The sequence below is a fragment of the Microbacterium sp. NPDC057658 genome (assembly GCF_042799975.1).
Classification (GTDB): Bacteria; Actinomycetota; Actinomycetes; order Actinomycetales; family Microbacteriaceae; genus Microbacterium.
Window position 1 is genome coordinate 1,445,091 of the sequence record NZ_JBHVHT010000001.1, and the last position, 17,089, is coordinate 1,462,179.

The 17,089-nt window shown below is 72.6% G+C and carries 15 protein-coding genes; 5 read left to right on the plus strand and 10 right to left on the minus strand.

The genetic code is table 11. The features are described from left to right. The first annotated feature begins 53 nt into the window (after positions 1 to 53). Positions 54 to 662 (plus strand): TetR/AcrR family transcriptional regulator, encoded by a 609-nt coding sequence (locus ACFU8V_RS06865; RefSeq protein ID WP_126894598.1) that lies wholly within the window; start codon positions 54 to 56, stop codon positions 660 to 662. Positions 663 to 746: 84 nt separating this feature from the next. On the opposite strand, the gene paaZ is transcribed toward ACFU8V_RS06865, so the two are convergent. The 8 genes from paaZ to ACFU8V_RS06905 form a co-directional block, all read right to left on the minus strand. After that, a complete protein-coding gene (paaZ, locus tag ACFU8V_RS06870) occupies positions 747 to 2,828 on the minus strand; it encodes a phenylacetic acid degradation bifunctional protein PaaZ (RefSeq protein ID WP_378869974.1) in 2,082 nt (693 codons plus the stop codon). 14 nt (positions 2,829 to 2,842) lie between these two features. Next, on the minus strand, positions 2,843 to 3,718 hold the full coding sequence (locus ACFU8V_RS06875) for a 3-hydroxyacyl-CoA dehydrogenase family protein (protein ID WP_126894600.1): 876 nt from the start codon (positions 3,716 to 3,718) through the stop codon (positions 2,843 to 2,845). After that, positions 3,715 to 4,461 carry an enoyl-CoA hydratase/isomerase family protein gene (locus tag ACFU8V_RS06880; protein ID WP_194088850.1) on the minus strand — a complete coding sequence of 249 codons (747 nt, stop codon included), beginning with the start codon at positions 4,459 to 4,461 and terminating at the stop codon, positions 3,715 to 3,717. Before ACFU8V_RS06880 ends, ACFU8V_RS06875 begins: the two co-directional genes overlap by 4 nt. Then, positions 4,458 to 5,648: an acetyl-CoA C-acyltransferase gene (locus ACFU8V_RS06885; RefSeq protein WP_025103844.1), complete on the minus strand. Its 1,191-nt coding sequence runs from the start codon at positions 5,646 to 5,648 to the stop codon at positions 4,458 to 4,460. Before ACFU8V_RS06885 ends, ACFU8V_RS06880 begins: the two co-directional genes overlap by 4 nt. 119 nt (positions 5,649 to 5,767) lie before the next feature. Further along, on the minus strand, positions 5,768 to 7,087 hold the full coding sequence (locus ACFU8V_RS06890) for an MFS transporter (protein WP_025103845.1): 1,320 nt from the start codon (positions 7,085 to 7,087) through the stop codon (positions 5,768 to 5,770). 133 nt (positions 7,088 to 7,220) lie between these two features. Next, entirely contained in the window at positions 7,221 to 8,639 is a 1,419-nt protein-coding gene (locus ACFU8V_RS06895) for a dihydrolipoamide acetyltransferase family protein (RefSeq protein WP_025103846.1), read from the minus strand. Next, complete coding sequence (locus ACFU8V_RS06900) at positions 8,636 to 9,664, minus strand: alpha-ketoacid dehydrogenase subunit beta (protein WP_378869981.1); 1,029 nt, start codon at positions 9,662 to 9,664, stop codon at positions 8,636 to 8,638. Before ACFU8V_RS06900 ends, ACFU8V_RS06895 begins: the two co-directional genes overlap by 4 nt. Then, positions 9,661 to 10,773, minus strand: a complete 1,113-nt coding sequence (locus ACFU8V_RS06905) for a thiamine pyrophosphate-dependent enzyme (RefSeq protein WP_378869984.1) — start codon at positions 10,771 to 10,773, stop codon at positions 9,661 to 9,663. Before ACFU8V_RS06905 ends, ACFU8V_RS06900 begins: the two co-directional genes overlap by 4 nt. Positions 10,774 to 10,923: 150 nt before the next feature. Between ACFU8V_RS06905 and ACFU8V_RS06910 the strand changes: the two genes are divergently transcribed. From ACFU8V_RS06910 to ACFU8V_RS06925, 4 genes are all read left to right on the plus strand, one after another. Continuing rightward, positions 10,924 to 11,361, plus strand: a complete 438-nt coding sequence (locus ACFU8V_RS06910; RefSeq protein ID WP_174235405.1) for an Lrp/AsnC family transcriptional regulator — start codon at positions 10,924 to 10,926, stop codon at positions 11,359 to 11,361. A 252-nt stretch (positions 11,362 to 11,613) separates the two neighbouring features. Then, complete coding sequence (locus ACFU8V_RS06915; protein WP_378869987.1) at positions 11,614 to 13,236, plus strand: DUF222 domain-containing protein; 1,623 nt, start codon at positions 11,614 to 11,616, stop codon at positions 13,234 to 13,236. A 48-nt stretch (positions 13,237 to 13,284) separates the two neighbouring features. Further along, complete coding sequence (locus ACFU8V_RS06920) at positions 13,285 to 14,763, plus strand: aldehyde dehydrogenase family protein (RefSeq protein ID WP_238695708.1); 1,479 nt, start codon at positions 13,285 to 13,287, stop codon at positions 14,761 to 14,763. A 2-nt stretch (positions 14,764 to 14,765) separates the two neighbouring features. Beyond that, a complete protein-coding gene (locus ACFU8V_RS06925; protein ID WP_378869990.1) occupies positions 14,766 to 16,256 on the plus strand; it encodes a GMC family oxidoreductase in 1,491 nt (496 codons plus the stop codon). A gap of 66 nt (positions 16,257 to 16,322) precedes the next feature. Here the strand turns inward: ACFU8V_RS06925 and ACFU8V_RS06930 are convergent, their stop codons facing one another. After that, a complete protein-coding gene (locus ACFU8V_RS06930; RefSeq protein WP_378869993.1) occupies positions 16,323 to 16,709 on the minus strand; it encodes a DUF202 domain-containing protein in 387 nt (128 codons plus the stop codon). Positions 16,710 to 16,722: 13 nt separating this feature from the next. Next, positions 16,723 to 17,079 carry a YidH family protein gene (locus tag ACFU8V_RS06935; RefSeq protein WP_062636014.1) on the minus strand — a complete coding sequence of 119 codons (357 nt, stop codon included), beginning with the start codon at positions 17,077 to 17,079 and terminating at the stop codon, positions 16,723 to 16,725. Between the last annotated feature and the right edge of the window lie 10 nt (positions 17,080 to 17,089).

Sequence of the window (17,089 nt, forward strand, 5' to 3'; positions counted from 1 at the left end):
TCTCGGCGTCGACCTCCGCGATGCGCGCGGCGGGCGGTGCGAGACTGAGGGGGATGTCCGAGATGCAGACCACGCGGCGCGGCCGCCCCGGGTACGACCAGCAGGGGATCCTCGCCGTCGCGGTGGCCGCCTTCAACGAGCACGGCTACGACGCGACCTCGATCGGGATGCTCGCCGAGCGCCTCGGGCTGTCGAAGTCGGCGATCTACCATCACTTCGGGTCGAAGGACGAGATGCTCGACCGCGCCCTCGACAGCGCCCTCGGCGGGCTCGAAGCCGTGGTCGACGCACCCCTCCCGGACAGCGGGGGAGCCGCCGATGCGGTCGCCCGCCTGGAACACGTGCTCCGCGGGGCCGTCCATGTGCTCGTGGAGCAGCTCCCCGCCGTGACGCTGCTGCTGCGCGTGCGCGGGAACACCGACGTCGAGCGCCGCGCCCTCACCCGGCGCCGGGCGTTCGACCGTCGCATCACGGCCCTCGTCGCGGAGGCGCAGGCTGAGGGTGCCCTGCGCTCCGACATCGACGCGGCCGTCGTCGCGCGCCTGACGTTCGGCATGATCAACTCGATCGTCGAGTGGTACCGCCCCGGTGGTCGCGAGGGCGCCGACCGCCTCGCCGACGACGTCGTCGCGATCGCCCTCGACGGCCTCCGCCACCCCTGACCCCGAAACCCCGTCTTCGCGCCGAGGCCCCGCCGTATCCGCGTGGGAAGGGCGGGGCCTCGACGAGAACCCGGGGGCTCGGGATCAGGCGGGGGTGAGCTCCTTCGCGACCAGGGTCAGGACATCGTAGGTCGCGACGAGCTCGTCGTCCTGGTTCTTCAGCACCGCGTCCCAGCGCACCTCGCCGTACTCGTCGGTCTCCCGCGGCGTGATCTGCTTGGCGGTGAGCTCGACGCGGATCTCGTCGCCGGGGGACACCGGGGTCACGAAGCGCAGGTTCTCCAGCCCGGAGTTCGCGAGCACGGGACCGGGAGCCGGATCGACGAAGAGCCCGGCCGCCCACGACACCAGCAGGTAGCCGTGGGCCACGCGTCCGGGGAAGAACGGGTTCGCCGCCGCCGACGCCTCGTCCATGTGCGCGTAGAACGTGTCGCCTGTGAACGCCGCGAACGTCTCGATGTCGTCGAGGGTGACGGTGCGCGAGGGGCTGACGACCTGATCGCCGATGCGCAGCTCCGCCAGCGACTTCCGGAAGGGGTGCACGCCGTCGTCGGTGTCGAACGGACGGGCCGAGGCCCCCTGGTGCCAGACGCCGGTGAGCGCGGTCATCATCTCCGGGGAGCCTTGCACCGCGGTGCGCTGCATGTGGTGCAGCACCGCCCGGATGCCGCCGAGCTCCTCGCCGCCGCCGGCGCGACCGGGGCCGCCGTGCACGAGGTTCGGCAGGGGAGACCCGTGGCCGGTCGAGCTGCGTGCGTCGTCGCGGTCGAGGAAGAGCACGCGGCCGTTGTACGCGGCGATCCCCGCGGCGAGCGTGGTCGCGACCTCCGGGTCGTGCGTCGCGACGCTCGTCACGAGCGAGCCGCCGCCCCGGGCCACGAGTGCCGCCGCCTCGTCCAGCGTGCGGTAGCCGAGGATGCTGGAGACGGGGCCGAACGCCTCGATCTCGTTCACGGCGGGGCTGGTCGCATCGGTGAAGCGCAGGAGCATCGGCGCCACGAACGCGCCGTCCTCCGCCGGGCCCTCGCTGCCGTCCGCACGGCGGACCGTCGGCGTCTCGGGGGAGCCGATCACGAGCTCGCCGCCGCCCTCGCGGAGTCGCGCCACCTGCCGGAGCACCTCGTCGCGCTGGGCCGTCGAGGCGAGCGGTCCCATCGTCACGCCCTCCGCGCGCGGGTCGCCCACGACGATCCGCGCAGCGAGCCGGTCGCGCACGGCGGCGATCACGTCGTCCACCGCGTCCTCCGGCACGATCGCCCGCCGGATCGCGGTGCACTTCTGCCCGGCCTTCGACGTCATCTCCGCGACGAGCTGCTTCACGTAGGCGTCGAACTCCGGCGTGCCGGAGGCCGCATCCGTGCCGAGGACCGAGGCGTTGATCGAGTCGGTCTCGCTGGTGAAGCGGACCCCGCCGGTCTGCACCGCGTCGTGAGCCCGCAGCCGCTCCGCCGTCGACGCCGAGCCGGTGAACGCGACGAGGTCGCCGAGGCGCAGGTGCTCGAAGAGGTCGGGCACGCTGCCGGACACGAGCTGCAGCGACCCCTCGGGCAGCAGACCCGATTCCACCATCACCCGCACCATGGCCTCGGTGAGGTAGCCGGTGGGGGTGGCGGGCTTCACGACCGTGGGGACACCGGCGAGGAAGGCCGGCGCGAACTTCTCCAGCGAGCCCCACACGGGGAAGTTGAAGGCGTTGATCTGCACCGCCACCCCGGGCAGCCGGGTGTAGATGTGCCGACCGAGGAAGGAGCCGTCCCGGGACAGGTTCTCCACGGCGCCGTCGACGTAGACCTTCGCGTTCGGCAGCTCGCGCCGGCCCTTGCTGGAGTACGCGAAGAGCACGCCGATGCCGCCGTCGATGTCGACCCAGGAGTCCTGCGCGGTGGCGCCGGTGCGGCTGGAGAGCGCGTACAGCTCCTCCTTGCGGGCGGTCAGCGCGAGCGCGAGCTGCTTGAGCAGCACGGCGCGCTGGTGGAACGTGAGCTCCCCGAGCGCGGCCTGGCCGGTGGTGCGGGCGTAGTCGAGCGCCGCGCCGAGGTCGAGGCCGGTGGTGGAGACGCGGGCGACCGTCTCCCCGGTCGAGGCGTCGCGCACCGCGGTGGCGTCCGCGTCGGAGGCGGGCGTCCACCAGGAGCCCTGCACGTAGCTGGGGAGGATCTCGGTCATGGGGGTTCCCTTCATCAGTCGTCCCATTCGTAGAAGCCGCGTCCGCTCTTGCGGCCGAGGTGCCCCTCCGCCACGAGGCGGCGCAGCAGGGTCGGGGGTTCGAAGCGCGAGCCGAGCTGCGCCGCGAGGTACTCGGCGATGCCGAGCCGGACGTCCAGCCCGACGATGTCGGTGAGTCGGAGCGGCCCCACCGGGTGCTTGTAGCCCAGGGTCATGGCGGCGTCGATGTCGGCCGCGGAGGCGACGCCGTCCTCGAGCATCCGGATCGCCTCGAGGCCGAGGGCGACGCCCAGCCGTGACGACGCGAAACCCGGGGCGTCGGCGACGACGATGGGCGTCTTCCCCAGCGCGCGGACCCAGGAGGCGGCGTCCGCGACCAAAGTCTCCGCGGTCGCGCCGCCACGCACCACCTCCACGAGGGTCGAGGCGGGCACCGGGTTGAAGAAGTGCATCCCGAGGAAGCGCTCGGGGCGGTCGAGCACCGCCGCGAGCTCGTCGATCGAGATGGACGACGTGTTGGACGCGAGGGCCGCGTCGTCGGCGAGGTGGCGCTCGACGCGGGTGAGGGCGTCGATCTTGAGTGCCAGCTCCTCCGGGACGGCCTCGACGACGAGGGTGCAGTCCGCGAACAGGGCGGCGTCGGTCCCGGTCGCGAACCGGGCCCGGTAGGCCTCGCCCGTCTCGATCGCCGTGCCGCGGGCGAGCGAGGCGTCGATCGACCCGTGCACGCGGGCGGCGGCGGCCGCGGCGGCGTCGTCGTCCCGCTCGACCACGGTCACGGGGGCTCCGGCGAGGAGGAAGGCGTGGGCGATGCCGGCGCCCATGCGTCCGCCGCCGAGCACGCCGACACGGGCCGGGGCTGCGGCTTCGGGGGAGGAGGGCGTGCTCATCGGTCTCTCCGTTCCAGGAAGGCGGTCATGCGACGGTGCTTCTCCGGGCTCTCGAACAGCGCGGCCTGCTCCTCGAGGTCGACCGCGGGGTGCTGGTCGCGCGGCGCCCGGAACACCCGCTTGGTCGCGATGGTCGCCGCGGGGTCGTTGCGGGCGATGCGGTCGGCGACCGCGTGGGCGGCGGCGAGGAGGTCGGCGACCTCGTGCAACGAGGAGACGAGACCGATGCGGAGCGCTTCCTCGGCGTGCACCGTGCGGCCGGTCAGCAGCAGCTCGATGGCGCGGGCGTCGCCCACGATCTCCTTGAGGCGCCAGCTCGCTCCGGCGGCGGCGAGGATGCCCAGGCCGGTCTCCGGGTTGCCGATCTTCAGGGTCGGCGTCGCGAGGCGGATGTCGGCGGCATACGCGAGTTCCGCGCCACCGCCGAGCGCGTAGCCGTCGATCGCGGCGATGACGGGCATCGGCAGCTCCGCGACGCGGACGAACGCGTGGGCGTTGATGCCGCGACGGGCGTCGTCGGCGCGGCGTTCGCGCAGCTCGGCGATGTCGGCGCCGGCCGCGAACACCCCGTCGGCGCCGGTGAGGATGAGCGTGCGCGGCGTCTCCTCCAGCTCGGCGCACAGCGCGTGCAGGGCGTCGATCGTGGCCTGGTCGATCGCGTTGCGCTTGTGCGGACGGTTCAGGGTCGCGACGACGCGGTCCGCGGTGCGGGTGACGAGCAGCGGCTCGTCCGCGCCGCTCACACCTTCTCCAGGATCACGGCCGCGCCCTGGCCGACGCCGACGCACATCGTGGCGAGGCCGTAGCGGGAGTCCTCGCGCTCCATGCGTCCCATCAGCGTCACGAGCAGGCGCGAGCCGGACGAGCCGAGCGGGTGCCCGAGAGCGATGGCGCCGCCGTCGGCGTTCACGCGGTCCTCATCGAGGCCCAGCCGCCGGATGCAGGCGAGCGACTGCGAGGCGAACGCCTCGTTGAGCTCCACGGCGCCGATGTCGTCGAGGGAGAGCCCCGAACGGCGCAGCGCCTTCTCCGTCGCGGGGACCGGTCCGAGTCCCATGATCTCCGGAGCCAGGGCGGCGGAGGTGCCGACGACGATCCGGGCGCGGGGCGTCAGTCCGTGGCGCTCGACGGCTTCGGCGCTCGCCACGAGCACGGCCGAGGCGCCGTCGTTGAGGGCGCTCGAGTTGCCGGCCGTGACGACCTCTCCGCCGGCCACGACGGGACGGAGGCGCGCGAGCACCTCGAGCGTGGTATCCGGGCGCGGCCCCTCGTCGACGAGCACCTCGCCGTCGCGGACCGGCACGCCGACGATCTCCGGGGCGAAGCGGCCGGCGGCGATCGCGGCGGCGGCGCGCTGCTGCGAGCGGACGGCGAAGGCGTCGGCCTCGGCGCGGGTGATGCCGTCGACCCGGGCGACCTCCTCCGCGGTCTCCGGCATCGTGAAGGTGGCCTTGTCGCGTGCGGCGAGGCGCGGGTTCGGGAAGCGCCAGCCGATCGAGGTGTCGAAGGCGGCGCCGGGCTTCGCCCACGCCTTCTCCGGCTTGGCCTGTACCCAGGGGGCGCGGGTCATGGACTCGACGCCCCCGGCGACGAGGAGATCGGCGTCGCCCGCGCGGATCGCCTGTGCGGCCATGGTGACGGCGGACATCCCGGAGGCGCACAGGCGGTTGACCGTGATGCCCGGCACGGTGTCGGGGAGGCCGGCGAGGAGCACGGCCATCCGGGCGACGTTCCGGTTGTCCTCTCCGGCCTGGTTGGCGGCGCCGAGGATGACCTCGTCCAGCTCCGTACGCGCCGGGTCGAGCCCGGCGCGGCGCACGGCCTCGCCGACGACGAGCGCCGCGAGGTCGTCGGGACGGACGGCGGAGAGGGAGCCGCCGTAGCGGCCGACCGGGGTGCGGACCCCTCCGACGAGGTAGGCCTCTGGCATGCGGATCTCCTGACTTCGTCGTCCTGGTGTGGTCCGGGAGCGGCCGGTCGTGAATTACTGACCGATCGTAAGGTAATTATGGCACAGGCGCACGGCCGGCCGCGATCCCGGACCAGGAGTCAGACGCTGAGATCCACGCCCTTCGTCTCCTTCACCAGCGAGACGCCGATGAGCGAGATGATCGACGCGACCGCGATGTAGACGCCGATCGTCCACGCGGCGTGGAACTGGTTCAGCAACGCCTCCGCGATCATCGGTGCGAACGCGCCGCCGAGGATGGCCCCGAGGGCGTAGCCGATCGAGACGCCCGAGTAGCGCACGTTCGCGGGGAACATCTCGGCGTACAGTGCCGCCTGCGGGCCGTACGAGAGTCCGAGCGCGAACGTCATGACGAACAGGGCGACGAAGTACCAGACGATGTTCGCGGTGTCGATGAGGAACCACATCGGGATGGCCCACACGGCGAGGGCGACGTACCCGATCTGGAACGTGCGGATGCGGCCGAGGCGGTCGGACAGCGCGCCGCCCCACAGGGTGAAGATCAGCCAGCCGAACGAGGCGAGCGTGGTCGCCAGCAGCACCGGCGGGCGCTCCATGCCGAGAGCCGTGACGGCGTACGTCGCGAAGAACGCGATCAGTAGGTATCCGGCGGCGTTGTTGGCGATGAAGATGACGGCCGTGAGCACGACCTGCTTCGTGTGTGCGCGGAAGAGCTGCCCGAGCGGCGCCGAGGCCTCCTTGCGGCGGCGACGGAGGTCTTCGAACACGGGGCTCTCGTCGACCGCGCGACGGATGACGTAGCCGACCGCGATGAGCACGATCGAGAGCAGGAACGGGATGCGCCAGCCCCACTCGAGGAAGGCCTCGGGGGACATCGAGCTCGTGAGGGCCCAGAGGGTGAAGGTGGCGAGGATCATGCCGACCGGCACGCCGATCTGCGGGAACGCGCCGAACAGGCCGCGTCGCGCCGTCGGTGCGTGCTCGACGGCCATGAGGGCTGCGCCGCCCCATTCGCCGCCGGCCGAGAAGCCCTGCAGGATGCGCAGGAGGATCAGGAGGATCGGGGCGGCGACGCCGATGGCGGCGTACGTGGGCAGCAGACCGATGAGGGAGGTGGACAGCCCCATCATCACGAGGGTGAAGACGAGCATCTTCTTCCGGCCGAGCTTGTCGCCGAGGTGTCCGGCGACGATAGCGCCGAGTGGGCGGAACAGGAACGAGATGCCGATGGTCGCGAAGGAGAGCACCTGGGCGAGCCCGGGGCTCGACTCCGCGATGGGGGCGAGGAAGAGCGGGGCGAGCACGAGGCCCGCCGCCTGGGCGTAGATGAAGAAGTCGTACCATTCGATCGACGTCCCCACGAGGGTGCCGGCGAGGACGCGCCGCTCCTCGGCGGGCATCCTTCCGGTCGACGAGGCGGCTGCGGTGGCTGAGGTCATGCGAACTCCGTTGTTCTGCGAGGGGGAGCGCCGACGCGGGTACGTCGGCGATGACTTACCGAATGATCGGTCAGTAATCGCCGAGCGTAGCGTATCGGCGCTCCGCCCACGAGGGTTCGCCGGCCGGTCGACCTCAGACCCGCCCGAAGGCGCGGAGCGGATGCTCGATGAGCTCCACCACGCGGCGGAGGAATCCGGCCGCATACCCGCCGTCGCAGACGCGGTGGTCGAACACGAGCGAGAGCTGGACGATGCGACGCGGCACGATCGCCCCGTCCACGACCCAGGGCCGCTCGATGATCCGGCCGATGCCGAGGATCGCGACGTCGGGGTGATTGATGATCGCCGCGGAGCCGTCGACGCCGAGCCCGCCGTAGTTGTTGAGCGTGAAGGTCGATCCGCGGAGCCGCTCGGGCGGGAGCGTGCCGGCGCGCGCGGTGGCCGCGAGCTCGCGCAGGGCGGCGTCGAGGTCGGCGACCGTGAGCCGGTGCGCGTGCGGGACGACCGGGACGAGGAGGCCGCGTTCGGTGTCGGCCGCGACGCCGAGGTTCACGCCGTCGAACGAGATCAACTCGGAGCCGTCGTCGCTGAGCCGCGAGGCGAGGACCGGGTAGTCCTCCAGTGCGAGCAGCACGAACCGCGCGAGGAGCGCCGTGATCGACGGGGCCTTCGCGCCCTCGGGAGCCATCCGCCCGCGGAGGTCCCAGAGCTCGGTGGCGTCGACGTCGACCCACACGGTGGCCTCGGGGATCTCCGAGCGGCTCTGGGCGAGCCGGGCGCTCACGGTACGGCGCAGCGGGGACAGGCGCTCGCGGCTGCGGACCGGGAGGCCGTCGATCTCGCCGGTGGGAGCGGTCGCGGAGGTCGGCGCCGGGGCCGCGGCGACGCCGTCCACCGCATGGTCCACGGCGGCGCGCAGCACGTCGGCGCGCGTGATCGCCCCGTCCGCTCCGGTGGGGGAGATCGCGTGCACGTCGAGGCCCAGATCCCGGGCGAGGCGCCGCACGAGTGGCGACCGCACGGCGACCGGCGCGGGTCGCGCGGCGTCGCGGGGGGCCGGTGCGGGCGACTCCGGAGCGGTCGCGGCGGGTGCGGCGGGTGCGGGTGCTGACGAGGCGGGTGCCGGTGCGGGGCGTGGCGCCACGGGGCGGCGTCGCCGACCCGTCGAGGCGGACGCGGAGGTGCCGTACCCGATGAGGACGTTGCCCGACCCCGCCCGCTCCTCCTGCCGGTACGCCTCGTGCTCGGGCTGCGCGGCGGGGGCCTGCGGCGCGGACGTGGTCTCCTCGCTGCCGGGGTCGGCGACCTCCAGCACCGGGGCCCCGACGTCGATGGTGTCGCCGGGTGTGCCGTGCAGCGCCGTCACAACGCCCGCGAACGGCGAGGGCAGTTCCACGACGCTCTTCGCGGTCTCGACCTCGGCGATGGCCTGGTCGGTCGCGATCGTGTCGCCGACGGACACCAGCCACTGCACGAGGCCGGCCTCGGTGAGTCCCTCGCCGAGGTCGGGGAGGCGGAACACGCGGGTCGCGGTCTTCACCGGGGTGCTCATGCTTCGTCCTCCCAGTGCAGCGTGTCGATCGCGTCGAGCACCCGATCGACGTCCGGCAGGTACCAGTGCTCGAACTTCGGCGGCGCGTAGGGGGTGTCGAAACCGGTCACCCGCCGCACCGGGGCCTCCAGGTACTCGAAGCAGCGCTCGAACACCCGGGCCTGGATCTCGGAGGCGACGCTGACGAATCCCGGGGCCTCGGCGATCACGACCGCGCGTCCCGTGGACCGCACCGCCGCGGTGACCGTCTCGTCGTCGAAGGGGGAGAGGGAGCGCACGTCGACCACCTGCACGCTGCGCCCTTCGCCCGCGGCGACCTCAGCCGCCTCCAGCGCGAGCGGCACGGAGGCTCCGTACGCGAGGAGGGTCACGTCGGTGCCCTCCCTGGCGATGCGCGCCGCGCCGATCTCCGCCGTCACGGCGGTGTCGACCTCGCCCTTCGACCAGTAGAGCTTCTTGGGCTCGAGGAAGACCACCGGGTCCGGCGCGGCGATGGCCGCCCGGAGCAGCGAGTAGGCGTCCTGCGGGGTGGACGGGCTCACGACGGCGAGGCCGGGCGTGTGCGCGTAGTACGCCTCGGACGAGTCGCAGTGGTGCTCGACGCCCCCGATGCCGCCGCCGAACGGGATGCGGATCACGAGCGGCATGCGCATCCCGCCGCGGGTGCGGTTGCCGAGCTTCGCGACATGGCTGACGATCTGCTCGAACGCGGGCAGGGCGAAGGCGTCGAACTGCATCTCGACCACGGGGCGCATCCCGTTCATCGCCATGCCGACGGCGGTGCCGATGATGCCGGACTCCGCGAGCGGGGTGTCGAAGCAGCGGTCCTCGCCGAAGCGGGCGGTGAGTCCGTCCGTGATGCGGAAGACGCCGCCGAGGGCTCCCACATCCTCTCCGAACACGACCACGTCGGGGTCGGCGGCGAGGGCGTCGGCGAGAGCGCGGTTGAGGGCGGCGGCCATGGTCATGGTCGTGGTGGTGCCGGCGTCCGTCGCGACCGGCGTCTCGTGCTCGGCGATGGTCATCGGGGGCCTCCGGTCGTCATCGTCTCGGCGGGGTGGGAGCGCTCGATCTCCTCCCGGAGGAGCTGCCACTGCTCCTCACGCTGCGGCGAGCGGGTCGCGGTCACGAAGCGGAAGAGGTCTTCCGGGTCGAGCTCCGCATCGGTGTTCAGGGCGGTGCGCATGGCGGCGGCGATCTCCTCCGCACCCGCGGCGAAGCGCTCTTCTGCCTCGTCGTCCAGCGTCCCCGTCGCGGTGAGGTGCGCGCGCAGGCGGAGCAGCGGATCGCGGGCGAGCCAGGCCTGCACCTCCTCGCGTTCGCGATAGCGGGTGTCGTCGTCGGCGTTGGTGTGCGCCTGCATGCGGTACGTGTGGGCCTCGACGAGAGAGGGGCCGCCGCCGGCGCGGGCGCGGTCGACGGCCTCCGTGAGCACCGCGAGGACCGCGGCCACGTCGTTGCCGTCGACGCGCTGTCCCGGCATGCCGTAGCCGACCGCCTTATGGGCGAGGGAGGGGGCGGCGGTCTGCCGGGAGAGGGGGACCGAGATTGCGAACTCGTTGTTCTGCACGAAGAACACGACGGGCACGTGGAACACCGCCGCGAAGTTCATCGCCTCGTGGAAGTCGCCCTCGCTCGTCGCGCCGTCGCCGCAGAGCGCGAGCACCACGGTGTCCTCGCCGCGGTGCTTCGCCGCCTGCGCGAAGCCGACCGCGTGCAGCAGCTGGGTCGCGAGTGGGGTGGCCTGCGGGGCGACGCGGTGCGCACGCACGTCGTAGCCCGAGTGCCAGTCGCCCTTGAGGAGCACCATCGCCTCCGCGGGAGCGACGCCGCGGGCGATCACGGCGACCGAGTCGCGGTACGTGGGGAAGAGCCAGTCGGTGTCGCGGAGCACCATCGCCGCGGCCACCTGGCAGGCCTCCTGGCCGTGCGACGACGGGTAGACCGCGAGGCGGCCCTGGCGCACGAGCGCGCCGGCCTGATCGTTGATGCGGCGGCCTTCGACGAGGCCGCGGTAGGCCGCCAGCAGGACGTCGGCGGCGGGGAGCGCGTAGGTCTCGTCGGGGAGGGTGGTCCCGTCCTCGGCGACCAGTCGTACCGCGGTGTCCCGCGGGAGCATGTCGTGGGGGTGCATCCGTCCGCCTTCCTTGCCGAACTCGATGAGGACAGCATGCCGCGCGTGTGACAGTCATCCAAGATCCGTCGCAGGATCGTGGACGATTGCTCGCGACATGCCACAATGGCTTACGAAATGTCAGGATTTCCCGGACGGGAGAGGGGTGCCATGGCGGCGCTGGACGAGACGGATCGCGCGATCCTCGCGGAGCTGCGGCGGGATGCGCGGGCGTCCATGACCGCGATCGCCGAGGCGGTGCACATCTCCCGCGCGGGGGCGCATGCCCGCATCAAGCGGCTCACCGACGCCGGGGTGATCACCGGGTACACCGTGCGCACCGACCCCGTGCTGCTGGGGCATCACGCGAGCGCGTACGTGACCCTCGCGATCGAGCAGGCCACGTGGCAGGAGGTGAGCGCGCGGCTCCGGGTGATCCCGGAGATCGAGCACATGGCGCTCGTCGGCGGCGACTTCGACGTGCTGCTGCTCGTGCGCGCCAACGACGCCCGCGACCTGCGCCGCATCGTGCTGGAGGACATCCAGGCGATCCCGTCGATCCGCTCGACCCGGACGATCCTGATCTTCGAGGACTTCGACCGGGCGTGACACTTGTGTCCTGCGACGGGGGTCGTTGGGGTGCGACGGGCGTCGGTGCCGCGGGTCGTGGGTGGGGTACGGGGGTCGTGCCGGGAAGCGGCGAATTCGGCGGCGGCATGTTGTGCGGATGGTGTTGTGATGTGGAGGGTTGATCACGGGTCTGTTCGTGTGCAGGAGGAGTCCGTCGCGCATACTGGAATATCTCTCTGAACAGGGGTAATCGGGCCTCGCAATGTCGGCGGCCCTCTGTTGAATCGTCGTATGGAAGGCACCCCGGTAGCGGTTCTCGACGACACGGTCGTCGCTCTCGACGCCGTGCTGCAGTCCGGCACCGTGGGCGCTCTCGATGCCGGGGCGATGATGCACCTGCTGCGGGTCGCGGGCGAGATCCAGCGACGCGTGGAGGCCGTGATCGTGGAGGCGGTCGCGAGCGTCGATCCGCGTCCGGCGGGATCGGGGGAGCCGGCCTTCTGCGGCCGGTTCGGCTGTCGCTCGATGAACGAGCTGCTGCAGCGGGTGCTCCGCACCGACGGCGCGTCCGCCGCGCGGGTGGTGAAGGCCGCGCGGTTGGTGCGACGCGAGGTCGACCTGTCCTCCGGGGAGCGGCTGCCGGCGCGGTGGCCGGCGCTGCGCGAGGCCCTCCTCGACGGGGCGCTCGGCGTGACCGGGTTGCTGGCCGCGACCGGGCCGATCGAGCAGGCCGGCCCTCGCGTGCGCCTCGCCGACCGCTGGGAGGCCGACGCGTATCTCGCGGAGGTCGCTCGTGGCGAGGAGAGTTGCGACGGTGCCGAGAACAGTGATGGCGCCGAGAACAGTGATGACGCCCAGAACGAGCCCGGTCCGGCACCGACGCCCGAGGATCTGCGGGTGCGGGCGCAGCTGATCGTGCAGTACCTCGACCCCGACGGCGCGGAGCCTGCGGAAGACATCGCGCTGCGAGCGCGGGGTGTGGTGCTGGGGCGCGCCAAGGACGGCGTGATCCCGGTCCGGGGCGCACTGCTGCCCGAGGTCGCGGGGCAGCTGCAGCGGATCTGGGACGCATATCTGAACCCGAAGGTCGATGGTCCGCCGCTTCCCGGCGTCCACTTCGTGCCGTCCGCGGTACTCGAGGATTCCGATGCCGAGCAGCGGAACACGGCGGTGTCCCCGGACGACGATGTGCTCCCGGCCGGCGACCCCGGCGGGATGGTCGACGGGCGCACGCGGGCACAGAAGCAGCACGACGCGCTCGCGGCGGCTCTGGGGATCGCGGCCCGGCACGACGACATGCCACGGCTGGGCGGTGCCGCCCCGACACTCGTGGTGACGGTCGGCGCCGAGGACTATGCCACGGGGCGCGGCTGGGCGCGGATCGAGGGCGCCGAGACGCCGGTGTCGACGCGGGTCGCTGCGCACACGGCGTGCGGAGGGACAGTCCAGCGGATCGTGCTCGGCGCCGGAGGAAGGATCGTCGGGCTCGGGTCGAGCGACCGGATCTTCACCCCCGCGCAGCGCCGGGCGATCGGCGTGCGGGACGGTGAGTGCCTGATCCCCGGGTGTCACGTCCCCGCCGCCTGGTGCGAGATCCACCACGTCACGGAGCACGCGCACGGGGGTCCGACGCACACCGACAACGGGGTCGCGCTGTGCTGGCACCACCACCGCACACTGGACACCTCGGGGTGGCAGATCCGCATGCGAGAGGGAGTGCCGCAGGTGCGAGGGCCGGCGTGGTGGGATCCGAGGCGACGATGGCGCACGCCGCGCCTGACGCTTACCGGCTCCCCGGACCGGACGGGGTCCCGATTCGCTCACGCGGGACCGGCCCGGGAGCGCATCCTTCGCGCGGGGACATCTCCGGCGCGCTCCGCGACAAGTGCGGCGGGAAGGGCCGACCGAGAATGAGAAGAAGACCGGCGTCCGCGCCGTGACCCGCTCGAAGGAGAGACACCGATGTCCGATTCTGCCGTTCCCGTAGCCGTCGACTCCGGATCCGCCGATGCCGCGGCGACCGCCGCCGCTGCGCTGCTCGACCGCATCCAGGCCCCGCAGGGCGAGGGGCGCGAGATCCCCGACGCCGCGACGCGGGAGGTCATCGGACGCGCGCCCGTGGCCACGGTCTCCGACCTCGACGACGCGATCGCCCGCGCGAAGGCCGCGCAGCCCGCGTGGGAGGCGCTCGGACACGAGAAGCGGAGCGCACTCCTCCTGGCCGCGGCCGACGCCATCGACGCGAACGCCGAGGGGCTCGCCTACCTCCTGTCGCGGGAGCAGGGCAAGCCGCTGAACGGCCCCAACGCGCGGTTCGAGCTCGGCGCCTGCTCGGCCTGGCTGCGCACCAACGCCACCACCGTCCTGGAGCCGCAGGTGCTCGTCGACGACGAGACGCTGCACGCCGAGCTCGTCTACAAGGCGGCCGGTGTGGTCGGCGCCATCGGGCCGTGGAACTGGCCGCTCATGATCACGATCTGGCAGATCGGTCCGTCGCTGCGCATGGGCAACACGGTCGTCGCGAAGCCCAGCGAGTACACGCCGCTGAGCGTGCTGGCGATGCTCGCGGTGATGAACGACGTGCTGCCCGCCGACGTTCTCATCGGCGTCTCCGGCGACCGCGAGGTGGGCGGCCGCCTCGCCTCGCACCCCGACATCGCCAAGATCATGTTCACGGGCTCCACCGCGACAGGGCGCCGCATCATCGAGAGCTCCGCGGGCAACCTCGCCCGCCTCACGCTGGAGCTGGGCGGCAACGACGCGGGCATCGTGCTCCCCGGCACCGATCCCTCCGCGATCGCGGAAGACCTCTTCTGGGGTGCGTTCATCAACACCGGACAGACCTGCGCCGCCATGAAGCGCCTCTACGTGCACGACTCCGTGTACGACGAGGTCGTGGACGCGCTCGCCGCGATCGCCGCGCAGGTGCCGATGGGCAACGGGCTCGACGAGGGCAACGTGCTCGGACCGCTGCAGAACCGCCCGCAGTTCGACATCGTCAGTCGCCTCGTCGACGATGCGCGCAGTCGCGGCGCCCGGATCGTCACCGGTGGCGAGCCGGCCGCCGAGCTCGGCGAGCTGTTCTACCGGCCCACCATCGTCGCCGACATCGACAACGACGCAGCGCTCGTGCAGGAGGAGCAGTTCGGTCCCGCGCTTCCCGTCATCCGCTACAGCGACGTCGACGAGGCCTTCGCGCTCGCGAACGCGCTCGACGTGGGCCTCGGCGCCTCGGTGTGGGCGAGCGACCCGGAGGAGGCCCGCGCCGTCGCCGCGCGCATGCAGTCCGGCACGGTGTGGATCAACTCGCACGGCGGGCTGCACCCGATGGTGCCGTTCGGCGGCGTGAAGAGCTCGGGCTACGGGCTGGAGTTCGGCGTCGAGGGGCTCAAGTCCGTCGCCGTCACCCAGGTCGTCTCCGGACCCGGCCGGAAGGCGTGAACGTGACCGCGGCGAACAGCGGCGCGGTGCGCTCCGCGATCGTCGTCGGGGCCGGCACGTCGGGCGCCATCGTCGCGCGGCGTCTCACCGATGCCGGTGTCGCGGTGACGCTCGTCGAAGCGGGCGGCTACGACACGAACCCGGCCATTCACGACCCCGCGCGGGCGGGCGAACTCTGGCACTCCGCCGAGGACTGGGACTTCTTCACCGTGCCGCAGCCGCACGCGGCAGGTCGTCGGCTGCATCTTCCTCGCGGCAAGGTCACCGGTGGGTCGCACGCGCTGAACGCCATGATCTGGGTGCGCGGCGCGGCCTCCGACTACGACGCGTGGGAGGCGGCCGGCGCGACCGGATGGGGCTGGGGCGAGGTCGAGCCGATCTACGATGCGATCGAGAACGACCTGCTGCCCGTGACCGACGACTACGCGCTCGCACCCATCCAGGCCTCGATCATCGACGCCGCCGTCGAGGAGGGGCTGCCGCGCAACCCGAACTACAACGGGGGCACGCTCGACGGGGTCTCGCAGGAGCAGGTCACGATCACGGACGGCCGCCGCGTCAACACCTGGACCGCCTATGCGCAGCCCGTCGCCGACCGGATGACGATCCTCACCGGTCGCGCCGTCCACTCCGTGATCGTGCGCGACGGTCGTGCGGTCGGCATCCGGCTGGGGGAGGGCGACGACGCCGAGGAGGTGCTCGCGGACCAGGTCATCCTCTCGGCGGGAGCACTCGGCACTCCTGTCATCCTGCTGCGCTCGGGCATCGGTCCCGCCGCTGAGCTGAGTGCCCTCGGCATCCCCGTCGTGCACGACGCCCCCGCCGTGGGCAAGAACCTGCACGACCACCTCCTGTCGCCGGTGATCTTCGCGACGGAGAAGAAGCCCGTCGGCCCGCCGCAGCCGGGGGTCTCCGTCACACAGAGCCACCTGTTCTGGCGGAGCCGCGACGGCCTCGCGCAGCCGGACACGCAGCCCATCCACTTCTCCGTGCCCATGTGGGGCGACCTGGAGCCGAAGGGCACCGACGGGTTCACGCTCATGGCGGGCCTGGTGACGCCGTACAGCCGCGGCGAGCTGCGCCTCACCGGTCCCGGCCTCGACGACCTGCCGCACATCGACCTGGCAGCGCTGGAGGATCACCGGGACGTCGATGCCCTGGCCGCCTCGGTGCGCCAGTGCCGCCGCATCGGCAGGCAGCCTGCGCTCGCCGAGGAGTGGGGTGCGGTCGAGGTCTACCCCGGGCCGGACGTGGCGGACGACGACGTGGAGGAGTGGGTGCGCCGCACCGCCATCACCTACCACCACCAGGTCGGCACCTGTCGCATGGGCTCCGACCCGGAGTCCGTGGTCGATCCGCAGCTCCGGGTGCGCGGGATCGAGGGACTCCGGGTGATCGACGCCTCGGTCATGCCGACCGTGCCCACCGGCAACACCAACGCGCCCGCGGCCATGATCGGCGAACGCGGCGCGCGGTTCCTCCTCGCGGACTGAGGGAGGGCGGCGAGGGGACGCGGGGAGATCACGGCATCTGTCGCGTTCGCCCCGCGCTCCGGCGTGTCAGCGCATGACCAGCGTCGCGGCCACGAGCATCAAGGCGACCACGCCGAAGCCGGTCGCGAACACCGTCAGCGCGAGCGGGAGTGCGCCGCCGGGCAGCGGCCCGCGCGCCCGGGCGGTGAGCACCGCGGTCGTCCGGCGCTGCCGACGGCGAGCGGCGATCCAGAGCAGCGCCGCCGTGCCGACGCCCAGCACGCCCGGGACGAGGCCCCACCCCTCGGCGCCGCTCGGAAGCACGAGGGGGAACACCCGCAGCGACAGCAGCGAGCCGACCGCGATCGCGAGGGCCGTGCGCCGCCAGGCCAGCTCCGTGCGCTCCGGCTGCAGCCCGGGGTCGTACAGATCGGGCGCCGAGGTGTCGCGCGCGGGAGTATCGGGGGCGGTCATCGGCAGGCCTCGCTCAGCGCCACAGCACCCCGGCGAGGACGAGCAGCCCCGTCGTCACGACGACCACGGCGAGCACCACCGCCGACAGCGCGCCGGGCAGCGGTCGTCCCTGCCGGAGGGCGCGTTCGGCCCGCATCCACTCGAACCAGGCGAGCGGCGCCACGGCCGTGCCGGCGACCATCAGCAGCAGCGAGGCGGCCAGCCGGAACCCGGGATGCAGGTCGAGGCCGAGGACCTCGAGCGCGACGCCACCCGCGATCAGCGCCAGTCCGGTCCGGGTCCAGGCCAGGAACGTGCGCTCGTTGGCGAGGGAGAACCGGGGATCGGGCTCGTCCCCGACCCGATAGACGGAGGCGGGGAAGCGACGCATGCGCCCATCG